This window comes from Pseudomonas kribbensis (genome assembly GCF_003352185.1).
GTDB classification, from domain to species: domain Bacteria; phylum Pseudomonadota; class Gammaproteobacteria; order Pseudomonadales; family Pseudomonadaceae; genus Aquipseudomonas; species Aquipseudomonas kribbensis.
Map to the genome: position 1 here is coordinate 3,061,010 of NZ_CP029608.1, position 22,430 is coordinate 3,083,439.

Consider the following 22,430-nt stretch of genomic DNA (forward strand, 5'->3'; position numbering starts at 1 on the left):
AGTTGTCGTCCCTTAACCGCGTGGGGTCGCAGCAGCCAGTTTCACAACCGATCCAGACGCGCCTTTGGCAGGTGCGACTTTGGGCAGGTTGCTGGCTTCCAGCGCTTGTCGTTGTTGAGCGAGAGCGGCAATGGTTTGCTCGCTGGCCATCGGGATCACTTCAGGGGAAACCGGAGAGCCAGGACGAACCCGTTGCAGACCCTTGACGATGATCGTGTCGTCCTTGTTCAGGCCGCTGCGCACGATACGCAGACCTTCGATCTTCGGACCGAGCTCGACGGCGCGGTAGGCGGTCTTGTTGTCGCCATCCATCACCAGCACGAACTTCTTGCCGAGGTCGGTGCCGACCGCTTCGTCATTGATCAACATGGCGTTGTAGGTACCGCTGCCGACCAGTTTCAGACGCGCATACAGGCCCGGGGTGTAGGTGCCGTCGCTGTTGTCGAACACGGCGCGACCACGAATGGTGCCGGTCTTCGGGTTGACCTGGTTGTCGACGAAGTTCATCTGGCCCAGGTGCGGGTTGCCGTCTTCGTTGGACAGGCCCATGTACACCGGAGTGGTTGCGCCGCGCTGACCTTGACGGGCAAGTTGGGTGTATTTGAGGAATACACGCTCATCCGCGTCGAAGTAGGCATAGACCTTGTCGGTGGATACCACGCTGGTGAGCGGGGTGGTGTCGGCGGTCACCAGGTTACCGGCGGTGATCTCGGCCCGACTGACGCGGCCACTGATCGGTGCAGTTACACGGGTGAAGCTCAGGTTCAGTTTGGCCAGATCCAGTTGTGCTTGCAGTGCACCCACAGCGGCGCGGGCCTCTTGTGCGGCGCTGGTGCGCGAATCGGCCAGTTCGGCGGAAATGGCGTTGCTGGCACGCAGGCGTTCGCCACGGCCGGCTTCGTTTTCACTGCGGGTGGCATTGGCGCGGGATTGGGCGACCAGGGCTTCGAGGCGGCGAACCTCGGCCTGGAACGGACGCGGGTCGATCTGGAACAACAGGTCGCCTTTCTTGACCAGTGCACCTTCGGTGAAGGCGACTTCGTCGATCTGGCCGGAGACCCGTGGACGGATTTCAACGGTTTCCGGCGCCTCGAGGCGCCCGGTGAATTCGTCCCACTCGTTGACCGGTTGTTCCAGCACCTTGGCCACGCTGACCTTGGCAGCAGGCATGGCGGCGGCGGTTTCTGGAGTCTTGCCGCAGGCGCTCATCACCATCACGGCCAACAGAGCCAACGGGAAGCGCAAATGTTTGAGTGATTGTTCCATGGATGCATCCGCCAATGTATTGAAGATGGGCGGATGATGCTCGGCAGGTAGATAGCAAACGAATCGAATGACACGAAGGTAACTATCATTCGGAATGATATAAGACCGAGCGAAGCCCTCTAGCATGCACCTTTCGTTAGGGTGCTATCAATATGATCGATGACAAATCTGTGTTGCCGCGAATGCAACGGTTCACTTTTTCGGCATGGTTGAGCGATTGACCGATGTTTTGCTGCTCAAGATGCGTCGCGCGGCATGTACCGCACGTTCGGAGAGCATTTCCATGCGCGGTGATTGCAGGTCCCAGGCGTGCCAATAGAGCTCGACATCAGTGAAATGACCGGGTACCAAATCCACCAGATCCCGGTTTTTCAGCAAGTCGCTCACCTGCATGTACGGCACCATCCCGTATCCGAGGCCACGACGTATGGCTTTCAGCCGTGCCTCGGGTAGTGACAGATAATGGGTTGGATAAGCATCTGCCTGCAGGCCGAAACGCGACCGCATGAAATCAGACTGTAATGTGTCCTTGCGCGAATAAGCGAAAACGGGCGCCTTGCGTGCAGCCGTGCGGGTCAGACCCTTGGCAAACCAGCGCTCCTGAAAGGCGGGCGATGCCACCAATTGGTAGCGTACCGATCCCAACAATTCTGCAAAACATCCTCGCATCGGCTGTGAGCGCGTGCCGATGCAACCGATGACCTGGCCGCTTTCCAGTAATGCATAGGTGTGGTCCTGATCGTCGACCACGACGTCGAGCAGGATTTTTTCGCTGACGAATATCTCGGCCAGTGCAGGGAAAAACCAGGTCGCCAGCGTGTCACCGTTGACGGCTATGACAACCCGCAGATGGTCTTTTTCGTCACCGGTCAGGTCGTTGAGGAGTTCCTCTTCGAGCACCGTCGCACGGCGAAGATAGAGCATCAGTTTTCTTCCCGCCTGAGTGGGTTCGCAGGGTCGCCCGCGCACTACAACCGAGCTGCCGAGGCGAACTTCCAGTGCGTGTATCCGTTGCGACACCGCCGACGGCGTCACGTTGAGCCGTTCCGCGGCCTTTTCGAAACTGCCGCTGTCGACGACGGCAAGGAACGCCTGCATCTGTTTTGCATCGAGTTGCATGGCCGTCTGTCTCGTTAAGTATTTCTAATCCGTACTGAAAGATACTTCGTTTTTCTTCATCTCGGTACCGAACTGCTCAATCATTCCATCACCGCGATCTGACCCATTCAGACCGGCACAAACGTCGCGTTATTGACCACACGGGGTGAGCGTTATGAGGAATGCAATGTCCAGCGACCGATGCCTGCCATGAAACTCAACTTGATTATTGCTGTGAGCGCTGTCGCATTGGTCGGCAACTATATCTGGCAGTCCCACGACTTGAAGCTCGGACCCTACGAATATCAGGCGTCGGCGAATGCTCTGCTATCGAGACACACCCACTCAGGGGCCCGTCAGCTGGCGTTGGAAAATGCCTGCAAAAAATGTGCATCGCTTGGCAAGCAACTCGGCGAGTTTGAAGTTCAATCTCGCTTGCCGCTGGATCCCGAGAATGAAGTCGCCAACGTGACGTTCGTCTGCAAGTGATTTCAAACAGCGCAATCAGAATCTTTTTATCGATGGAGAAAGCCATGAAGTTCATTATTTTCACGTTGTTCGCGATGCTCTTGAGCGCCTGTGCCACCTCTGTTCATGATTGGTCGAGGCCGGGCGCAAGTGCCTCTGACATCCAGCACGACAAAGCTGAATGCCAGTATCAGGCCAAAGCCGCAACGGCCAGCTACCACTCGACGCCGGCAGCAGACGACAAGACGCACGGCATGGGCAGCGCCGTGGGGGATGGCATCGTTATCGCTGAAAAGCAGATCGATCTGATTAATGATTGCATGCGGGTCAAAGGCTATGCCGGGCAATGACGCACGCCTGTATCCCGAGCGCCGAGAGTTTCGCCGCCACGATGAACCCGTCCGCGTTTCTTTATAGTAGAGTCGCCATCGAACCACCTGTCGTCTGAGGCTTTCCGGCAATTGGTGTACGCAAAACCGACAGATGGACACGACTTTCAAATGAGCGACTCTACGACGACCAGCAGCGGCAATTGGTATGCGGTCATTGCGCTGGCACTGGCAGCATTCGTCTTCAACACCACCGAATTTGTCCCGGTCGGTCTATTGAGTTCGATTGGCAGCAGCTTCGACATGACGTCGGCTCAGGTCGGCCTGATGCTGACTATCTATGCCTGGGTGGTGTCGCTGACGTCGCTGCCCATCATGCTGCTGACGCGCAACGTCGAGCGGCGCAAGCTGTTGATCGTGCTGTTTGCGATGTTCATCGTCAGTCACATTCTGTCGAGTGTGGCGACCAGCTTCGCTGTCCTGCTGCTGAGCCGGATTGGCGTGGCGTTATCCCATGCATTGTTCTGGTCGATCACCGCTTCTCTGGCTGTGCGACTGGCGCCGCCGGGCAAACAGGTCCAGGCCTTGGGCTTGCTGGCGACCGGCACATCCCTGGCGATGGTGCTCGGTATTCCCCTCGGCCGGATTCTGGGCGAGGCGATGGGCTGGCGAACCACCTTCATCGCGATCGCAGTCTTGGCCGCTACGCTGGTGTTCTGGCTGGCGAGGGTCTTGCCGTTGTTACCAAGCCAGAACTCGGGGTCGCTCAAAAGCTTGCCGTTGTTGTTGAAGCGACCGGCGCTGATGGCGATCTATGTCCTGACGGCCATGGTCGTGACAGCTCACTTCACCGCCTACAGCTACATCGAGCCTTTCGTTCAGGTGGTGGCGGGCATGAGTGGCGAGACCGTGACGCTGATCCTGCTGTTATTCGGCGGCGCGGGGATTTTCGGATCGCTGCTGTTCAGCTGGCTGCACCGGTACAGCCCGCAGCGCTTTCTGATCGTTGCCGTGTCGTTGCTCGCGTTGTGTCTGGCGTTGCTGTTGCCTCTGAACGGCGAGGTTTCCTACCTGTGCACCCTGAGCCTGTTCTGGGGGATGGCAATCATGGGGTTCGGTCTGGCGTTGCAGTCCAAAGTTCTGGTGCTGGCGCCTGACGCGACCGATGTGGCCATGGCGCTGTTTTCGGGGATCTACAACATCGGCATTGGCGGCGGGGCGCTGATGGGGAGCTGGGTGGGGAGCCAGTTTGGTTTTGCTTATGTCGGGGTCGTGGGCGGGATGTTGGCGGGAGTGGCGTTGTTGATTTACTGCCTGTCGAGTTACCGTTTAGCTCGGTTCGGGACTTCTGCTTGAGTCCTGAACCGCTTTGCTGTCGGGAGCAAAGCGGTTTCGGCAAGTCTTCATAGACTATCCGGATCCCCAAAAAACATCTGAATCCGCGACCTCAACCACCGCTCCCCCGGATCGTTATCCTGCGACCCACGCCACGCCATGTGCAGTTCAAACGTGCGCGTCGGCAGCGGTGGATCTTCCGCCCGAACCCCACCCGCAGACGTCAGCGCATCAGCCGTGTAATCCGGCACGGTCGCGACGATATCGGTCCCGGCCAGCAACGTGCTCAAGCCGTTGAACTGCGGCACGGCCAGCACCACGTGGCGTTTGCGGCCGAGTTTTTCCAGTTCTTCATCGATAAAGCCACTGAGGTCGCCAGCGAACGAGACCAGCGCATGGGGGCGGGCGCAGTAGTCGTCCAGGCTCAGAGGTCCCGGCACGGTGTCGGCGCGCAGCAGTTTTGGCTGGCTGCGGCGCAACACTTTGCGCTTGGCGTTGGCCGGCAGGTCGGTGGTGTAGCTGACGCCGATGGAGATTTCGCCGGAGGCGAGCAGGCCGGGCATCAGGATGTAGTTGACGCGGCGTACCACCAGTACGATTCCCGGCGCCTCGGCGCGCAGACGCTTGAGCAGCATGGGCAGCAGCGCGAATTCGACGTCGTCCGACAAACCGATCCGGAATACCGAGGTGCTGGTGGCCGGGTCGAATTCGGCGGCGCGGCTGACCGCTGTCGAAATCGAGTCCAGGGCCGGCGAGAGCAGGGCGAAGATTTCCACCGCACGGGCGGACGGTTCCATGCTGCGCCCGGTGCGTACAAACAGCGGATCGTCGAACAGACCGCGCAGGCGCGAAAGCGCCGCGCTGATCGCCGGCTGGCCGAGAAACAGCTTTTCCGCCGCGCGGGTCACGCTGCGTTCGTGCATCAGGGTTTCGAATACGATCAACAGGTTCAGGTCGACACGACGCAGGTCATTACGATTCATCTGGAGTCCTGGCAGAGTCATCAAGCTTGACGAGAGCGACCATATGAGAACAATGGCCGGCATGAATCTTACGGGGAAAGGCTGGTACTCTGCACCGGGTAATTCAGCTTTACTGAGAAGGATGCAGCAGTTTTTTCATGGATTTGCTCAATGCTGGCCATACTGCGGAATCAATGACAGGCATGTCGACTATTAATAGCCACTGATAGTCTTGGCTGGAAAGCCCAGATAGAGTTCAGGGCATTAGAGGTTACTTTGACGAGGTTTGCGATGTCCCGCACGATCCGTTTTCACAAGTTTGGTCCGGCCGAGGTGCTCAAATGCGAAGAGCATGCGGCCGCTCAGCCAGGTCCTGGCGAAGTGCAGGTGCGTGTCGAAGCGATCGGCATCAGCTGGTATGACACGCTCTGGCGTCAGAACCTGGCGTCGTCGCAGGCTCGTCTGCCTTCGGGCCTGGGCCATGAAATGGCGGGTGTGGTCACGGCCATTGGCGACGGTGTCGAAGACCTGATCGTCGGTGACAAGGTGGCCAGCTTCCCGGCCGAGAGCCCCAATGACTATCCGGTCTACGGCGAACTGATCGTTCTGCCACGTACCGCGCTCACCCGTTATCCGGACGTGCTGACCCCGATCGAGGCCAGCGTGCATTACACGCCGCTGTTGATCGCCTATTTCGGTTACGTCGATCTGGCGCGTGTCAAACCCGGGCAATTTGCCCTGGTCACTGACGCCAGTCATTGCGCCGGTCCATCATTTGTCCAGCTGGGCAAGGCGCTGGGTGTGCGCGTGATTGCCGCCACGAAAACCGCTGAAGAGCGCGAATACCTGTTGTCCCTCGGTGCCGAGAAAGTCATCGTTACCGAAGAAGAAGACCTGTTGATGCGAATCAACAAGATCACCGACAACCGCGGCGTCAACGTCGTGTTCGACGGTCTCGGCGGCCCGCAGATGTCGCTGCTGGGCGATGTACTGGCACCTCGCGGCAGTCTGGTGTTGTATGGCCTGCAAGGTGGCAACCAGACGCCATTCCCGGCGTGCGCAGCGTTCCAGAAGAACATCCAGTTCTTCGTGCACTGCATCGGCAACTTCACCGGCAAGCCGGAACTGGGCATCGTCCAGGATCACGTCGCGCTGCAACGTGCCCTGCGTGACATCAACCAGCTGACGGCCGACCGCGTGTTGGTTCCGCTCAAGACCCGGGTCTTCCCGTTCAACGAGTTTGTCGAAGCACACCGCTACATGGACGAATGCCCTTGCCGTGAGCGGGTCGCCCTGCAAGTCGAACCTGCCTGACTTTTGTGATCAGAGTCCGTGGCCCCACGGACTCTTGTGCGTTCCATCCTTCAGACCATGAGAAACCCTGGGCGCGATGCCTGGGGACGTTCAGCAACTGAACTGGTTTTTACTCTTGATCTGTATCTTCTAATCGCCATTCAGACCCTGATAATTGAATGACTACTTTCATCTCAAGGAATGAGCTATGGCTGTGCATTCTGTTTACTTTTCGCAATGCCGGATAATAGCGGCTGGTCGATATTTCAGACTCTGTTTAATTGCTGTAGGGCGCCCCAGTAATCCCTTCTTTTTTTCTTGTACTCATCATGTGCAAGGCATTGTAAGAATTTTCCTAGGAAAACTTCTGTGTCGAGAAAAGCCTGTAAAGACGAGGGCTTGCGGCGTGTGGCTGGTGGATTTCAATTGTTGCTGGCTCAACTGTTTCAAATAACTACAAAACCTTAAGTGTTAGCATTTCAGCGTCTATTAATTAATGAAGAGTGATTGCGTATCCGGCGTTCGTGGCTGCGCAATATAAAACCTTTGATATCGGGTGAAGTACTGATGAGCACGATCCATGACCAGGCAATGAACTATGTCTACCAGCAAGTATTGCAACGATTGCTGAGTTTCTTTTCCCGTGCCGAACGCACGGCATTGCAGCTGTTGATTCAGCGATTGGCGGTAGCCGCAGGGGGCATGGATCGTGTCGGTGAATTCAAGGTGCTGGTCACTCAATCGGGCACTCGTGACTGCTGTTACAGCCTGGCCCTGTTGCGCGCTGCGCAACTGAGCATCGCCGGAAGAGCCCCGGGGACCTTTCAGTTACGGGTGGCCACCCTGCGTGGTTGCGCCACACCGGCGTCGGCATTGCACAACATGCATCGCAGCTTCAGCGCCCTGTTTCTGTATGACGACCCAAGGGTCGAACTGCTGATGATCGACAATCGGGAGGTCTTGCCTTTCAATCATCAGGAGCCCCTTTCCGACGATGGGCGCGAGGCGAACCGCATCAATTTGCTGATGGTTGGCCACCGCCGCTGCTGGAGCGAGAGCCTGGAGCTTTGGGACGATGCGTACCTGGCCACGGCCGAGTTCTACGGACAGGTCGCTCGGTGGAGCAACGGTGTCGATGCACTGGTCAGCAGCGACTCCGCACGCCGTCAGGCGCACTTCCTCCAGGGACTGGATCGCGCAGCACAGAAGGCCGGCATCGGCGCGCTGCCGAAGCGGACTGGCGGGTTCGATGAGTTGTTCGATGTGCTGGACGGTATGGGCGGTGACTGTTACCGGGAACTCCGTGCACCGGACGACCTGCCGCCGTGGCGGCCGCTCGGCCAGTTCGAAGCCTGCCGACGCACCAGTTACATCGGTATCGATGACATCGTGGTGGGCAAGATGGAGGAGCGGTGGCCCTTGCTCAGCGATTTTCTCGGGTTTCAGACTGACGAGCTGCTGCTCGAACCGGGTACCGGTGAGTCGACGGATCCCTTGATCGCTGCCTACCTGAGTGGTCTCCAGGCTTGCTGCATCGAGGGTCGCAATTACGAAAGTGGCGTATCCGAATACCTGCAGCGTTGCCTCGCATTCATGCGCCGCCAGGACGTTCCGGAGCAAACCTGCGAGCGCTTCATGGCGACGTTCGGCACCCTGACAGATCCAGGCGAGCATCGATCACTGGCCGCCACCGCCTTGCAAAAGAATTTCGGGCTCAATGAAGCGCAACTGGTCTGCCTGCTGTTTGCGCCTTTCATCGAGGGTGGCGCAGGACTCGAACGTTTTCTGCGAACCTGCCATCCGGGCATGCTGGTGGCCATGCCGGACCTGCATCGCGCGATGCAGGGCTTGCACGCCCCTGAACAGGTTTTGCAATGGATGACCGATGTCAGCGGCTTGCCTGTGCAACTGATCAGCCGGTTGTATGCCATGGCGCCCGTCCGAGTGGCTGACCAGGCGACACAGGACCCGGACCCTGCCGACAGTGAGGTTGCCGCAGGCGACCGTTCGGCGGAAGGTTGAGTGTGAGTCTCGCGCCCGATCGCCAAAGAATGCCGGACGCCCGTTCATGAATGCCTCGCGTGAAACCGATTTCGCTTATCAGGCGGTCTATCGCTATCTCACTCAACTGATCGATGGGCCAGGCGGCGAGGGTGCGATGCGGCTGCCATCCCTGAGGCAACTGGCCGAACGGTTGAACGTGTCGATTTCGACCATCCAGTACGCCTACGCGTTGCTCGAGAAAGAAGGCCGGGTCTATTCCGTGGCCAAGTCCGGGTATTTCGCACAGCCGGCGTCCGCGGTCATGCCGCTGGGTCGAGGCAATGATTTGCTGGAAACCGTCTACGTCAACGCCAGGTGTTTCGGCATGCGCGTATTAAGCGCCGACGACCCGGCATCGATCCAGCCGCTGGACAGCCCGCTGCTGATGCTCGAACGGGAGCTGATGCGGCAATACCCTCGGCAAGCGCAGGTCCCGGCCCAGCCGTGTGGCGAGCTTGAGTTGCGCATGCTGCTGGCGGCTCGATATACGTCGTCGCCGACCCACTGCTGGCACGCCGAAGACGTCTACATCGGCGCCGATGTGAGAGGGGTGCTGGAGATCCTGATCGCTGTCCTTGAGCTGCGTAACGCAACCGTGGTGGTTGAATCACCCTGTGACTGGATGGTGTTGCGCCTGTTCCAGTCTGCCGATGTGAGGGTCATCGAGCTGCCGGTGCAACCTGGCGGGGAGCTTGATCCACGGCAATTGAAAATGTTGCTGGAAACCGAGCCGGTTCGACTGATCCTGCTGTCTTCTGTGTTGAACATGCCCCGTGGCAGTCTGACACCTGAGGAAAATCGCGAAGCCATCGCGCAGTTGCTCAGGGATCATGGAACCTGGGTGCTGGAAAACGACAGTTACAGCGAGCTGGGTGACGACTGTGAACGTCGACCTCTTCGGGATTTGCTGGACCCGGATCGTCTCCTGGTGTTTTCCACCTTCGAGAAGGTTATCGGTGTAGAAGCGCCTTACGGTTTCGTGCTTGCTCGCCAGTGGCGCACCGACTTGCAACGGCACTTTCTGCTGCGCTCGTTCCGACTTTCGCCGATTCGCCAGAAGGCCATTGCCCGACTGTATGCCAGTGGTCGTGTCGATCAGCATCTCCCGGTGTTGAAGCGCCTGCTCAAGGAGCGTCGTACCCGGTTGATCGAGTTGCTGCGCGAAGGGCTGGGCGACACGCTGCACATCGATGAGCCGCAGGGCGGCGCGACGGTCTGGGTGCGCTCGTCGCGCCGAGTTGTGATGGGGGCAGTGTTCCAGCGCTTGCTCAAGCAACACGTGTTGATCGCACCGGGCGAACTGTTCAGCGCGCAAGGCATGCATGGGCAATACATGCGCCTGAGTGCGACAGCCAGCAACGGGCCTGAACTGGAAGGCGTCGTCGGTTTGATCGGCGATGCGTTGCGACTGGCACCCGATGGCTGAGCTGTTAAAAAACATCGGGGACGCACTGGATAGATCCCATCGCACTACGGTCAAACTGCCAGTAAACTCCGCTGTAATTTCCTGAACCACTCTATTTCAGAGGTTTTGCATGACACTCAGTCCTTTTGCGGGCAAACCGGCACCGGCAGAGTTGTTGGTCGACATCCCGCGACTGGTAACGGCGTATTACACCGGTCAACCCGACGCTTCGATTTCCACCCAGCGTGTGGCGTTTGGTACTTCCGGACATCGTGGCAGCTCCTTCGACTTGAGTTTCAACGAGTGGCACGTTCTGGCCATCAGCCAGGCGATCTGCCTGTACCGCGAAGCCCAGGGCATCACCGGTCCGCTGTTTGTCGGCATCGATACTCATGCGCTGTCCACACCGGCCGGGGCCAGTGCCCTGGAAGTGCTGGCAGCCAACGGCGTTACCGTGATGATCGCCGAAGGTGACGAGTACACCCCGACGCCTGCCGTGTCCCACGCCATTCTTTGCTACAACCGCGGCCGCACCACCGGCCTGGCTGACGGCATCGTCATCACGCCGTCGCACAACCCGCCACAAAGCGGTGGCTACAAATACAACCCAACCAACGGCGGCCCGGCCGACACCCACATCACCAAGTGGATCGAAGCCAAGGCCAACGAACTGCTGGCCAACAAGCTGGCAGGCGTAAAACGCATCGGTTACGAACAGGCGCTCAAAGCCCCGACCACGCACCGCCACGATTACGTCAACACCTACGTTGCCGACCTGATCAATGTCATCGACTTCGATGCCATCCGTGGTGCCAAACTGCGTCTGGGTGTCGATCCATTGGGCGGAGCAGGGGTGCGCTACTGGTCGGCCATCGCCGAACACTATCGCCTTGACCTCGATGTGGTGAACAAGGAAGTCGATTCGACGTTCCGCTTCATGACCGTCGACTGGGATGGCCAGATCCGCATGGACCCATCGTCCAGCCATGCCATGCAAGGCCTGATCGGCCTCAAGGAGCGCTTCGACGTGGCGTTCGCCTGCGATCCGGACCACGACCGTCACGGCATCGTTACTCCGTCCGGCGGCCTGCTGGCACCGAACAACTACCTGGCCGTGTCGATCGACTACTTGTTCCAGAACCGTCCGCAATGGCGTGCCGATGCGGCCGTGGGCAAAACCGTGGTCAGCAGCGGCCTGATCGATCGTGTGGCCAAGCGTCTGGGCCGTCGTCTGTACGAAGTGCCGGTCGGCTTCAAGTGGTTTGCCGACGGTCTGTTCGACGGCTCGCTCGGTTTCGGCGGTGAGGAAAGCGCCGGTGCATCGTTCCTGCGCAAGGACGGTGGCGTCTGGAGTACCGACAAGGACGGTCTGATCCCGGCCCTGCTGGCTGCTGAAATGACTGCCCGCACCGGTCGCGACCCAAGCCAGGCCTATCGTGCACTGACCGAAGAGCTGGGCGAGCCGTTCTCGGTACGTGTCGACGCCAAGGCCAACCCTGAGCAGAAAGCCCTGCTGAGCAAGTTGTCGCCGGAGCAGGTAACCTCGACCGAACTGGCGGGCGAGCAGATCCAGAGCATTCTCAGCAAGGCACCGGGCAACGATCAGGCCATCGGCGGTCTGAAAGTGATGACCGAGAACGGCTGGTTCGCCGCGCGTCCTTCGGGCACCGAGGACATCTACAAGATCTACGCTGAAAGCTTCATCGGCGACGACCACCTCAAGCAACTGGTGGCCGAAGCGCAAACCCTGGTCGATGGTGCAATTTCCACCAAGTGATCACTGCTGAATAAAAAAGGGCGACCATGAGGTCGCCCTTTTTTTGCCTGCAATCCAGCCGATCAGGCCAGATCCACCAACACGATTTCACTGTCTTCAATGGCCGTGACGGTCAGCACCGGCTCCTGGCTCACCGCGACACCGTCTCGAGCTTGTGCACGCAAGCCGTTGACTTCAATCACACCGGTGGCCGGTACGAGATAAGCGCGACGTCCGGCATCGAGTCGATACTCGGCGGTTTCCCCGGCCTTGATAGTGGCCGCCACCAAACGTGCGTTGGCGCGAATCCGCAGGCTTTCATCGTCACCGTCCTTGCCGCTGGCGAGCGTCACGAAGCCTTCGCGCTCACCTTTGGGGAACGGTTTGGCGCCCCAGGATGGTGGTGCACCGGTTTCGGTCGGCAGAATCCAGATCTGGAAGATCTTGGTCGGGGTCGCTTCCAGGTTGTATTCGCTGTGGGCGATCCCGGTGCCGGCACTCATCACCTGGACGTCGCCGGCTTCGGTGCGACCCTTGTTGCCCAGGTTGTCCTGGTGGGTAATCGCACCTTCACGCACGTAAGTGATGATCTCCATGTCCCGATGCGGGTGAGTGGGGAAGCCGGTTCCGGGGGCGATGATGTCGTCGTTCCACACCCGCAGATTGCCCCAGCTCATGCGCTGCGGATCGTAGTACTCGGCGAACGAAAAATGGTGATGGGCATCCAGCCAGCCGTGATGGGCGCCGCCCAGCGAGCTGAAGGGTCTGAGTCCAAGCATGATCTTCTCCTCAAAAGGTTCGTCATGGGGCGTTTCGGCCGCAGCCACGAAGCGAGACCGGTGATTGATGGCGAGCATCATCTATCAACCTATGATCGAGAAAAAGCGTAAAAAGTGCTGCATTCCCATCGAATTGACTGATGTTATAAATCTCGAAACGCTCTTATGCAGCCTTCAGTTCATCGCCTAACTCAATGACCTGTAAGCATTTCGCTAGAACTCAACGGCAAATGCAGACACCATAGCCCTCAACAGCCTCAGCCTCTGGAGTCCGTCAGCGTGGCGCAACACACCCCCGATCTTCCTCCCGAACTTCGTCCCCTGGCCGAGATGCCGTGGTTCAAACGCTTGGCGGCGCGTTTCCTCGGGCATGGTCTGACGCAATTGCGCGCCCAGCATCGGGCCTCGTGGCTGCACGGTCAGGCCGATGGCTTTCGCAGCGGGCACACCGCCGGGTTCGATTACGGCTACAAGGAGGGCAAGGCCGAGGGACTGGAAGAGGGTCGTCAGGTCCTGTTGATCCGCGACAGCCGCAGCACCGAGCATCGTGCGCCGGGTATCGACAATCACTTGTTCGATGACTGGCGTCTGCCGCTGACTGCCGAGCTGAAGAAACGCATCAAGGCTGACGTTGCCCGCTTGCTGCCGGCCCACGCTCAGCCGAGCGTGGCGCAATGGAAGATGATCTTCAGTGATACGCCGTCAACGTCGGTGGTCGCCGGGGCGGGGGCTGGCAAATCGACCACGCTGGTGTTGCGCATCCTGCTGCTGACGCACTATCTGGGCTTTGAGCTGGATTCGATGACCGTGGTGACGTTCACCCGGGAATCGCGCAAAGACTTCATCAGCAAACTGATCGAGCTGTTTGCCCTCTGGGGTCATTCCCTGAGCCAGAAAACCGCCCGGGATCTGGTGCGCACCTTCCATTCGCGGATTCTGCCGATGGTGCGCAGCCTGCCGGGGTTCGAGCGTTTGCAGGCGTTTGAAAACCTCAGTCTGCGGCCACAGGGCGGGGACGATGATGTCGACAGCAATCCATTCGATCTGCGGATCAACGACGCCCAGCGCCAGCAGCTTAACGCCTGCTATCACCGGCTCTACACCGAGGAAGAGCATTTCCGGCAATTGATCCAGCCACTGTCCCGGCATGCCTTGCAGCTCAAGGAGCTGGAGCGCGATCACCCGGACGTGCAAAAACGCATGGCGGTGACCGAACTGGCGGCCAGGCGTGACGAAGAACTGTGCGATGTGATCGAGGATCTGTGGTTTCGCGCCGATGCCTGGCCGATCAAGGGGGTTGAGCCGAATCGTCAGACTTTCGAGATCAACGGCTCGACCTTTCACTGTCATGGCTATATCCCGAGTCTCGATGCCTGGGTCGTTTTGGGCTTCGATCCAAGAGAAAACCCGCAAGTCTGCCGCCCCAATGCCAAGCTGACGGTCCGCGCAGAATGGGCCGTGAAGCGCACACTGTTTCAAGCTTTCTGTCGTAAACCATTGATTTGGATAGATAGTTACGAGTCATCAAGGCGTGTTCTGGCCACGTTGGCCGGTGATGCCAGTGCGGGTCCCGGCTTCGATTACAAGGTCAAGGGAGAGCTCGTATCCGCGCCGTTGCTGGACTGTTTTGTCGCTGCCGCCGGGTTTATCGAGAACCTGGGCCTGGATGTGCCGGACGCCGTTGGCCGCATGAGTTTCGCCAAGGATGATCCGGACCGGTTTTTCTTCGAGGCGCTGAGCCTGTTCTGGCGGGCACTGGAAGATCACTTGCTCGATCAGAAGCCACCGATCATGACCTACAACCGCATGTTCGCATTGTTCAGCGAGCACTCGCCGGAAAACCTCAAGCTACTGAGCGATGAACTGCTGCGCCCGATGTCGCACCTGATGATCGACGAATTTCAGGACGTTTCACCGCAGATCGTCTCGTGGATTCGTGCCAGTCTTGCAGAGATCCGCAGCCGTGGCCCGGCGATGCACGTCGGACGCGGTGCGCAACGCTCATCCTTGCTGTGCGTGGGGGATGACTGGCAGTCGATCTACGGCTGGCGCGGCAGTTCGCCGAGCTACTTCATGGAGTTCAACAAGGAGTTTTCCTCGCCGAGCACCACGCGAGTGATGCTCAGCGACAACTATCGCAGCCATCAACACATCATCGACGCAGCCGAGCACATCGTTCGTGCCGCACCGGCGATTCCCGGCAAAAAAGCCAAAGCCAGCGGCGAGGAGAAGCCGTTGCAACCGGTCAATGTGCTGGAACGCGACGACCAAGCACTGGGCCAACGCCTGGCGGAACACTACAGAAACGGCGATTCGATCTTGATGCTCTATCGAAAAAGTAGCGATAAGTCATTGATAGAGCAGCATATTCAGTCAGTAGTTAATGTTGATTCGAGCTTGCCGTACGAGTCCCGGCGCTTGAAGCAGTTGACCTATCACAGCGCCAAAGGCTTGCAGGCCGACGCGGTGTTTCTGCTGGGCGACTGCCAGCACCTCACCAGTTCGCCCTACAAGAATCAGGTTTACCGCATGGCCGGGCTGGGCAAGGCCGGTGACAACGAGCCTTACGACACGGCGCAGAAAGACGAAATCCTGCGTCTGGCCTATGTCGGCATCACCCGGGCAGTGAGTCATTGCTATTGGTATGTCGAGCCGCAGGATGCCCAGGCCGTGAACATGCCGCGTGCGTCGGACCGGGTCGCCAAGGGCAAGCCGTTCTTCGTCGATCACCGGCCGGAAAAGAAAACCGCCTGAACCGAGCGCCCACAAAAAAGCCCGCGCACAGCGGGCTTTTTTTTTAAATCAATGGTTTAGGCGTAACTTCTAAGAGACTCAGGAGGAACAAAAGCTTCCAGTTCGTCCTCGACGGCTTCGATTATTCGTTCGACATCCGCTGCATTCATCACCGTTGCGCAAGGAATGCCGGCAATGGCGATCAGGGTTTCGCCGCTGGCCCGATCGAACAGGCGGGCGATCATGCTGCCCGGTGCGTCCATCGTGGCTTCGAAACCCATGGGATGAAAATGCCAGCGCATCAGCTGGCAGGCATTGGGGAACGTGACCTTGCTTGACCCTTTGTTCATGTGTTGCCCGCCTTCTTCATCGAGCGCTTCCGTTTGCTCATGGTAGGTGGGAAGAGCCTTCATTGGCTCAACCGGTGACTGTCCTTAAAAGTAGCATCTGGATGTGAAAAGCCTGTGAGAATTTTCAGGCCGTTTGGCGATTGCAGGGATTTTTTTGATGTAAGTCACGGCTGATGAAATCATCGACAAAGTGCCATCACTTCCGGGTTGTTGATGCCGGGGCCGAAGTTGGGCAAGCTCGGTTCTTTTGCCAAGAGTCCCTTATGCACGCCGATGATGACGGCCCGCAGCAGACCCCGGCCACGGCCGAAACGGTCATGCGCTATCACCTGTGCTGGAAACACCGGGACCTGGATGGCGTCATGGCGCTTTACCATCCGGACATTCAGTACAACGATTTCTTTCAGAACCGCGTGCTCGGCCTCGACGAGCTGCGCGAGTACGTTCGCGTCAGCATGCCCCGTGAATCCGACGAAGCGCTGGAGCATTGCGACCGGATCCGCATCGACGGCAATACGGCGTTCATTCAATACGAAGTGACCCTGCGTGGCGGCAATGGCCTGGTGTCGTTCCGTTCCAGCGAAGCGATCACCGTCAAGGACGCGAAAATCTGGCGGGTCAACGAATACGCATCACTGGTGCGCGAGCAGGGCTCCAGTACCTCGACGCCGAGTCAGCGTCCGGCGGCGAGCCGACTGGGCCTGTCGCCACGCCAGCTGAGTTTCATGGCCGAAGACCTGCAGCAGTATTTCCAGCGTCAGCAGCCGTACCTCGATCCCGAACTGGATCTGCAACGGGTGGCGAAGGAGTGCGGTTACAGTCGCAACCAGATTTCCTATCTGCTGAACCAGGTGCTGGGGCAGAGCTTCTACCGCTACGTGAATCAGGCACGGCTCCAGCATTTGCTGCAATCGCTGGACAACGCCACGCCGCCATTGCGCATCGATGAGCTGGCGTTCGCCGCCGGGTTCAACTCGATTTCGGCGTTTTATAGCTGTTTCCGCCAGCACACCGGCCAGTCGCCCAAGGCTTATGCCAAACAAATTTCTTTGCGGACACGCGCGCAAGACAGTCCTTGAGGTCAGCCACTAGGATCGACGCCATCGAAATCTGGATTGGCGGAGTCTTGCATGCCGGCGTGGCGCACTATCAGTTTGTGGATGGACCAACTCGACGAGCCGCTCACTGCGCGCCCGGCGCTGGAACAAGACCTTGACGTCGACGTGGCAATCATCGGCGCCGGTTACACCGGGTTATGGACCGCGTACTACCTGAAGAAATACGCGCCAGGCCTGGACATTGCCATTGTCGAGGCGCAAACCGCCGGTTTTGGTGCGTCCGGCCGCAACGGCGGCTGGTTGATGGGCAATCTGCTGGGCGAGGATCGCCTGCTGGCGGGCCTGTCGCCACAACAGCGCCGCGCCTCATTCGATCTGCTGCACAGCATTCCCGATGAAGTCGAAGTCGTCCTCGAACGCGAAGGCATCGACTGCGATTACCGCAAGGGCGGAGTGCTTTACTGCGCCGCGCGCTATCCCGAACAGGAAGCCAGCCTGCGCGAGTATCTGAACAAACTGCACGCCCAAGGCCTGACCGACGACGATTATCGGTGGCTCAATCCTGAGCAACTGGCGCAACAGATTCGCGTCGCCAAACCTTACGGCGGAATCTTCGCCCCGCACGTGGCAACCATCCAGCCAGCAAAACTGGTACGAGGCCTGGCGCGAACCGTTCAAGGAATGGGCGTAAAAATCTACGAAAACAGCCCCGTGACCCATTGGCAGTCGGGCAGTCTGCGCACCGACAAGGCCAGCGTGCGCAGTCGCTGGATCGTCCCGGCCATCGAAGGTTATTCGGTGACGCTACCGCCGCTGGGTCGCTATCAATTGCCGGTGCAGAGCCTGATTGTCGCCACCGAACCGTTGTCGGCGGCAACCTGGGACGAAATCGGCCTCAGCCGTGGCCAGGCGTTCAGTGAGTTCAGCCGTCAAGTCACCTACGGCCAGCGCAGCGCCGATAACCGGCTGATCTTCGGCGCCCGTGGCGGCTATCAGTTCGCCGGCCAGTTACGCCACAACTTCGATCTGACCCAGGATGAAGTGGAGCTGCGGCGCTATCTGTTCGGCGAGCTGTTCCCGCAACTGAAAAACACCACGATCACCCACGCCTGGGGCGGCAATCTCGGCATGTCCCGGCATTTCAAACCGCACATGCTCTGTGACCGGGCCAACGGCATCGCGCTGTCCGGCGGTTATGGCGGGGAGGGCGTCGGTGCTTCCAACCTCGGCGGCCGCACCCTGGCCGATCTGATTCTCGAGCGCGATACCGAACTGGTGCATCAACCCTGGGTGCTGCCGGATGGCGGAATTCATGCGCTGCGGGCCTGGGAGCCGGAACCGTGCCGCTGGCTCGGCTACAACGCGATCATCAAAAGCTTCGTTCACGAAGACCAGACCCTGGCCAACCCGGCGACCGCGCCCTGGCGGCGCAAGCTCGCCAGTCGGGTGGCCGGGTTCATGGAAGGTTTCATGCACTAAACATCGTTCAATTCCAGACAGCCTTCAAGACAGGAAGCGCCATGAGCATCACCCAATTCAAGAACACCGCAACGCTGCAACTGGACGAATCCAACCCGGTGGCCGTACCGCTTGGCACGCCGGTCGCCATTGCTTCGACCACCAGCGTCGAGCGCGACGACGGCGTCGAAACCGGCGTCTGGGAATGCACCCCGGGTCGCTGGCGGCGGCAGATCACCGCCCAGGAGTTCTGCCACTTCATTTCCGGTCGCTGCACATTCACCCCGGACGATGGCGGCGAAACCCTGCACATACAAGGTGGCGACGCACTGATGTTGCCGGCCAACACGCTCGGCATCTGGGACATCCAGGAGACCGTGCGCAAGACCTACGTCCTGATTTTCTGATTGCTTGATCCTTTTGATTGCCTGCCAACAACAATAGCCAATACAGGAATCGATCCATGATCCGAAAGACCCTCGCTCTCGCCCCCTTGATGCTCGCTGCTTCCCTTGCTCAGGCAGCGGAAACGGTCAAGGTCTACAACTGGTCCGACTACATTGCGCCGGACACCGCGAAAAACTTCGAAAAAGCCACCGGTCTCGGCGTCACTTACGACGTTTACGACAGCAATGAAACCCTTGACGGCAAGTTGATGACCGGCAAATCCGGTTATGACGTGGTGTTTCCGTCCAACCATTTCATGGCGCGGCAGATTCAGGGCGGGGCGCTGATGAAGCTCGACAAGAGCCAGTTACCGAACTGGAAGAATCTCAATCCGGTATTGCTCAAGGCCTTGCAGACCAACGATCCGGGCAACGAACACGGCTTCCCGTATCTATGGGGCAGCACCGGCATCGGTTACAACGTCGCCAAGGTCAAGGCCGTACTGGGCGATAACGCACCGGTGGATTCCTGGGATCTGATCTTCAAGCCCGAATACATGGAAAAGCTGCAGAAGTGCGGCGTGGCGATCCTCGACAACGGCCCGGAACTGCTGCCGGCAGCGCTGAACTACCTGGGTCTGCCGCATCACAGCAAGAACCCCGAGGACTACAAGAAGGCCGAAGCGCTGCTGATGAAAGTGCGGCCGTATGTCAGCTACTTCCATTCCTCGAAGTACACCAGCGACCTGGCCAACGGCGATATCTGCGTAGCGGTCGGTTTCTCCGGCGACATCCTGCAGGCGGAGAATCGCGCCAAAGAGGCGAAGAACGGCGTCGATATCGGCTATGCGATTCCCAAGGAAGGCGCCGCGATCTGGTTCGACATGGTCGCCATGCCCGCCGACGCCCCGGATGCCAAGGCCGGTTACGCCTTCATGAACTACCTGTTGCAACCCGACGTCATGGCCGGCATCAGCAACTACGTGCATTACGCCAATGGCAATGAACAGGCCGACAGCCTGATCGACCCGGCCATCAAGAACGACACCAAGGTGTATCCGAGCCCGGAAATGATGGGCAAATTGTTCGCACTGGAGGCCATGCCGCTGAACATCGACCGGATCCGCACGCGCGTCTGGAACAAGATTCGTACCGGTAGCTGAAAAAACTGACGGAGCGGGTTTTCTCCCGCTCCGTCAGAGGCATATGACGCCCGCTGCATATGTTTATTTGTTTGATGTCACTTCACTGGCACCGCACTAATAAAGTGCAGGAAAGTGAGACGCGGCTAACAAAAAGCAACTTACCGATATTTAATATTTAAATAAGAAATCGTCAGACAATTAGGCAAATTCACCACACTTACAACATTCTTTCAGCGGCACGCGCTTTGTTTACGGGACTTTCCCGGAATAGTTCAATTTGATCTCGAAAAATCGCTAGACGACAGATTTCAAATTGTGTCAGGTTTCTTACGCCTTCATTGGGCGAGTGATAGGACAATCTCGCCAGAGGTTGTCGCTATCGGACAAAAACTGTTCCATTGCTAAACAAGGAAGTGTGTTTATGTCGAAAGTAAAAGCTAATGCTATTGATACCGCCGAACAGGCTTTCCAGCTGAACGCGGCACCTTTGGCGGCGCCAAGCTCGGCGTTCAACCAGATCAATAGCTTCAGCCATCAGTACGATCGTGGCGGCAACCTCACGGTCAATGGCAAACCCTCCTTCTCGGTGGATCAAGCCGCCACTCAACTGCTGCGTGACGGTGCCTCCTGGCACGACCTCGACGGCAGCGGCAAGATCGAACTGACCTACACCTTTCTGACCTCCAAGACGGCCAACTTCGGCGGCCTGGGCGTCACCGGTTTCAGTCAGTTCAGTGCCCTGCAAAAAACCCAGGCGGTGCTCGCCATGCAATCCTGGGCCGATGTCGCCAACGTGACTTTTACCGAAGCAGCCAAAGGTGGCGACGGCCACATGACCTTCGGTAACTACAGCGGCGGTCAGGAAGGCGCGGCGGCATTCGCTTTCCTGCCAGGCACCGAGCCAGGCTATGACGGTCAGTCCTGGTACCTGACCGGCAGTGGATACGACGTCAACAAGAACCCGGGCGTGAACAATTACGGGCGTCAGACCCTGACCCACGAAATCGGCCACACCCTGGGCCTGTCTCACCCTGGCGACTACAACGCCGGCGAAGGCAATCCGACGTACAAGGATGCTTCCTACGGGCAAGACACCCGCGGCTACAGCCTCATGAGCTACTGGAGTGAAAGCAATACCAGCCAGAACTTCAGCAAGGGCGGTGTCGAAGCCTATGCCTCGGGCCCGCTGCTGGATGACATCGCAGCAATCCAGAAGCTCTACGGCGCCAACATGTCCACCCGTACCGGTGACACCACCTATGGCTTCAACTCCAACGCCGGTCGCGATTTCCTTAGCGCGACTTCATCGTCGGACAAGCTGGTGTTCTCGGTGTGGGATGCGGGCGGCAAGGACACCTTCGACTTCTCGGGTTTCACTCAGAACCAGAAGATCAACCTCAATGAAGCCTCGTTCTCCGACGTTGGCGGCCTGGTGGGCAACGTGTCCATCGCCAAGGGCGTCACCATCGAGAACGCCATCGGCGGTTCGGGCAACGACCTGATCATCGGCAACAGCGCAGCCAACGAACTCAAGGGCGGTGCCGGCAACGACATCATCTGGGGCGGCGGCGGTGCCGACAAGCTGTGGGGCGGTTCGGGTTCGGACACCTTCGTGTTCGCAGCCAGCTCCGACTCCAAGCCGGGTGCGATCGATCAGATCCTCGACTTTGTCAGCGGTCTGGACAAAATCGACCTGAGCGCGATCACCAATGGTGCAGGCCTGCACTTCGTCAGCGCCTTCACCGGTGCGGCGGGCGATGCCATCCTGACCTCCTCGGGCGGCAACAGCCTGCTGTCGGTGGACTTCTCCGGGCACGGCGTGGCGGACTTCCAGGTCAGCACCGTTGGCCAGGCGGCGATCAGCGACATCGTAGCGTGATGTAAAAAAGAAGGCGGCGCGTGATGCGCCGCTTTCTTTACTTGCATCGCTTTGGCCGGTAAGCAAGGCTACACGCCGGAGTGAAATTTCCTATGATCCAATTCGCTTTTACCCGCAAAGCGGCAGCGTATCTGTTGCCGATGCTGATGATGATTTCTGGAGAAACAACCATGGCAAGCAGCCTCAGACTCGAAGATCCATCGGTATTTGCCGGGCAGTGGCAAGCGACACTGACCGCTCGCAGCGACGCCCCCGAAGCGCAGGCGCTGCAAGACAAACCGTCGAACATCTGCCTGATCGATCTGGAATCCAACCAGACGCTGGGCAAGGGCGCCGACTGCTTGAGCGCGTGGCTGCAGGACAGCGCCATCGGCTGGTTTCCCGACCCGGACGGTCTTTCGATCACTGGCAAGGAAGGCTCAAGAATCCAGTTCTTCAGCCGACAACGTGATGGGCTTTATCTGAGCACTTTGAAGTCGGGCCTGATGATTACACTCGAACGAGCTGCCAAACAGCCCTGATCATCGGAAGCGACTCACAGTTTAAATATAAGGCGCCCCGTTACAGTTATAAGCGAGTCTGCAATAACGCTGACGCCGGTTTAAATCGCGAAAGTTGTTATTGAAGTGTAAGCCAATACTGACGGTGTATGTCCCGTCCTCGGTGCGGGCAATTAATTGAAGTCTC

Annotated in this window: 19 protein-coding genes; 14 read left to right on the plus strand and 5 right to left on the minus strand. The window is 58.7% G+C overall.

Going from position 1 to position 22,430, the window contains the following annotated elements; genetic code table 11:
• Positions 1–12: 12 nt before the first annotated feature.
• The gene (gene mexE / locus DLD99_RS13955; RefSeq protein ID WP_114882883.1) at positions 13–1,266 is read right to left on the minus strand and encodes a multidrug efflux RND transporter periplasmic adaptor subunit MexE; all 1,254 of its coding nucleotides are present in this window, start codon (positions 1,264–1,266) and stop codon (positions 13–15) included.
• 192 nt (positions 1,267–1,458) lie between these two features.
• Positions 1,459–2,385, minus strand: a complete 927-nt coding sequence (locus DLD99_RS13960) for an HTH-type transcriptional regulator ArgP (protein ID WP_114882885.1) — start codon at positions 2,383–2,385, stop codon at positions 1,459–1,461.
• A 189-nt stretch (positions 2,386–2,574) separates the two neighbouring features.
• On the opposite strand from DLD99_RS13960, the gene DLD99_RS13965 reads away from it, so the two are divergent.
• The 3 genes from DLD99_RS13965 (at position 2,575) to DLD99_RS13975 (ending at position 4,517) form a co-directional block, all read left to right on the plus strand.
• Positions 2,575–2,853 (plus strand): hypothetical protein, encoded by a 279-nt coding sequence (locus DLD99_RS13965; RefSeq protein ID WP_114882887.1) that lies wholly within the window; start codon positions 2,575–2,577, stop codon positions 2,851–2,853.
• A 44-nt stretch (positions 2,854–2,897) separates the two neighbouring features.
• Positions 2,898–3,182 carry a hypothetical protein gene (locus DLD99_RS13970; protein WP_114882889.1) on the plus strand — a complete coding sequence of 95 codons (285 nt, stop codon included), beginning with the start codon at positions 2,898–2,900 and terminating at the stop codon, positions 3,180–3,182.
• 150 nt (positions 3,183–3,332) lie between these two features.
• The gene (locus DLD99_RS13975; protein WP_114882891.1) at positions 3,333–4,517 is read left to right on the plus strand and encodes a sugar transporter; all 1,185 of its coding nucleotides are present in this window, start codon (positions 3,333–3,335) and stop codon (positions 4,515–4,517) included.
• 47 nt (positions 4,518–4,564) lie between these two features.
• Here DLD99_RS13975 and DLD99_RS13980 read toward each other — a convergent pair whose 3' ends face one another.
• Entirely contained in the window at positions 4,565–5,479 is a 915-nt protein-coding gene (locus DLD99_RS13980) for a LysR family transcriptional regulator (RefSeq protein WP_085709803.1), read from the minus strand.
• Positions 5,480–5,749: 270 nt separating this feature from the next.
• Here DLD99_RS13980 and DLD99_RS13985 point away from each other — a divergent pair, with 270 nt between their 5' ends.
• The 4 genes from DLD99_RS13985 to pgm all read left to right on the plus strand — a co-directional run bounded on the left by DLD99_RS13985 (position 5,750) and on the right by pgm (position 11,976).
• On the plus strand, positions 5,750–6,772 hold the full coding sequence (locus tag DLD99_RS13985) for a zinc-dependent alcohol dehydrogenase family protein (RefSeq protein WP_085709804.1): 1,023 nt from the start codon (positions 5,750–5,752) through the stop codon (positions 6,770–6,772).
• A gap of 546 nt (positions 6,773–7,318) precedes the next feature.
• Entirely contained in the window at positions 7,319–8,773 is a 1,455-nt protein-coding gene (locus DLD99_RS13990; RefSeq protein WP_114882893.1) for a hypothetical protein, read from the plus strand.
• Between the two features lie 46 nt (positions 8,774–8,819).
• Complete coding sequence (locus DLD99_RS13995; protein WP_114882895.1) at positions 8,820–10,220, plus strand: aminotransferase-like domain-containing protein; 1,401 nt, start codon at positions 8,820–8,822, stop codon at positions 10,218–10,220.
• Positions 10,221–10,329: 109 nt separating this feature from the next.
• Complete coding sequence (pgm, locus tag DLD99_RS14000; protein ID WP_114882897.1) at positions 10,330–11,976, plus strand: phosphoglucomutase (alpha-D-glucose-1,6-bisphosphate-dependent); 1,647 nt, start codon at positions 10,330–10,332, stop codon at positions 11,974–11,976.
• Between the two features lie 62 nt (positions 11,977–12,038).
• Here pgm and DLD99_RS14005 read toward each other — a convergent pair whose 3' ends face one another.
• Positions 12,039–12,734 (minus strand): pirin family protein, encoded by a 696-nt coding sequence (locus tag DLD99_RS14005; protein ID WP_114886681.1) that lies wholly within the window; start codon positions 12,732–12,734, stop codon positions 12,039–12,041.
• Positions 12,735–13,013: 279 nt separating this feature from the next.
• Here DLD99_RS14005 and DLD99_RS14010 point away from each other — a divergent pair, with 279 nt between their 5' ends.
• Positions 13,014–15,488 carry a UvrD-helicase domain-containing protein gene (locus DLD99_RS14010; protein ID WP_114882899.1) on the plus strand — a complete coding sequence of 825 codons (2,475 nt, stop codon included), beginning with the start codon at positions 13,014–13,016 and terminating at the stop codon, positions 15,486–15,488.
• A 56-nt stretch (positions 15,489–15,544) separates the two neighbouring features.
• On the opposite strand, the gene DLD99_RS14015 is transcribed toward DLD99_RS14010, so the two are convergent.
• Positions 15,545–15,817, minus strand: coding sequence for a DUF1652 domain-containing protein (locus DLD99_RS14015; RefSeq protein WP_096820481.1), 273 nt, complete (start codon positions 15,815–15,817; stop codon positions 15,545–15,547).
• A 263-nt stretch (positions 15,818–16,080) separates the two neighbouring features.
• On the opposite strand from DLD99_RS14015, the gene DLD99_RS14020 reads away from it, so the two are divergent.
• From DLD99_RS14020 to DLD99_RS14045, 6 genes are all read left to right on the plus strand, one after another.
• On the plus strand, positions 16,081–16,896 hold the full coding sequence (locus tag DLD99_RS14020) for a helix-turn-helix domain-containing protein (protein ID WP_114882900.1): 816 nt from the start codon (positions 16,081–16,083) through the stop codon (positions 16,894–16,896).
• 51 nt (positions 16,897–16,947) lie between these two features.
• On the plus strand, positions 16,948–18,354 hold the full coding sequence (locus tag DLD99_RS14025; RefSeq protein ID WP_114882902.1) for an NAD(P)/FAD-dependent oxidoreductase: 1,407 nt from the start codon (positions 16,948–16,950) through the stop codon (positions 18,352–18,354).
• A gap of 41 nt (positions 18,355–18,395) precedes the next feature.
• Positions 18,396–18,740, plus strand: a complete 345-nt coding sequence (locus DLD99_RS14030; protein WP_064596520.1) for a cupin domain-containing protein — start codon at positions 18,396–18,398, stop codon at positions 18,738–18,740.
• A 56-nt stretch (positions 18,741–18,796) separates the two neighbouring features.
• A complete protein-coding gene (locus DLD99_RS14035) occupies positions 18,797–19,882 on the plus strand; it encodes a polyamine ABC transporter substrate-binding protein (protein ID WP_114882904.1) in 1,086 nt (361 codons plus the stop codon).
• Between the two features lie 403 nt (positions 19,883–20,285).
• A complete protein-coding gene (locus DLD99_RS14040) occupies positions 20,286–21,743 on the plus strand; it encodes a serralysin family metalloprotease (RefSeq protein ID WP_114882906.1) in 1,458 nt (485 codons plus the stop codon).
• Positions 21,744–21,835: 92 nt separating this feature from the next.
• The gene (locus tag DLD99_RS14045) at positions 21,836–22,264 is read left to right on the plus strand and encodes an AprI/Inh family metalloprotease inhibitor (RefSeq protein WP_162803481.1); all 429 of its coding nucleotides are present in this window, start codon (positions 21,836–21,838) and stop codon (positions 22,262–22,264) included.
• The last annotated feature ends 166 nt before the right edge of the window (positions 22,265–22,430 follow it).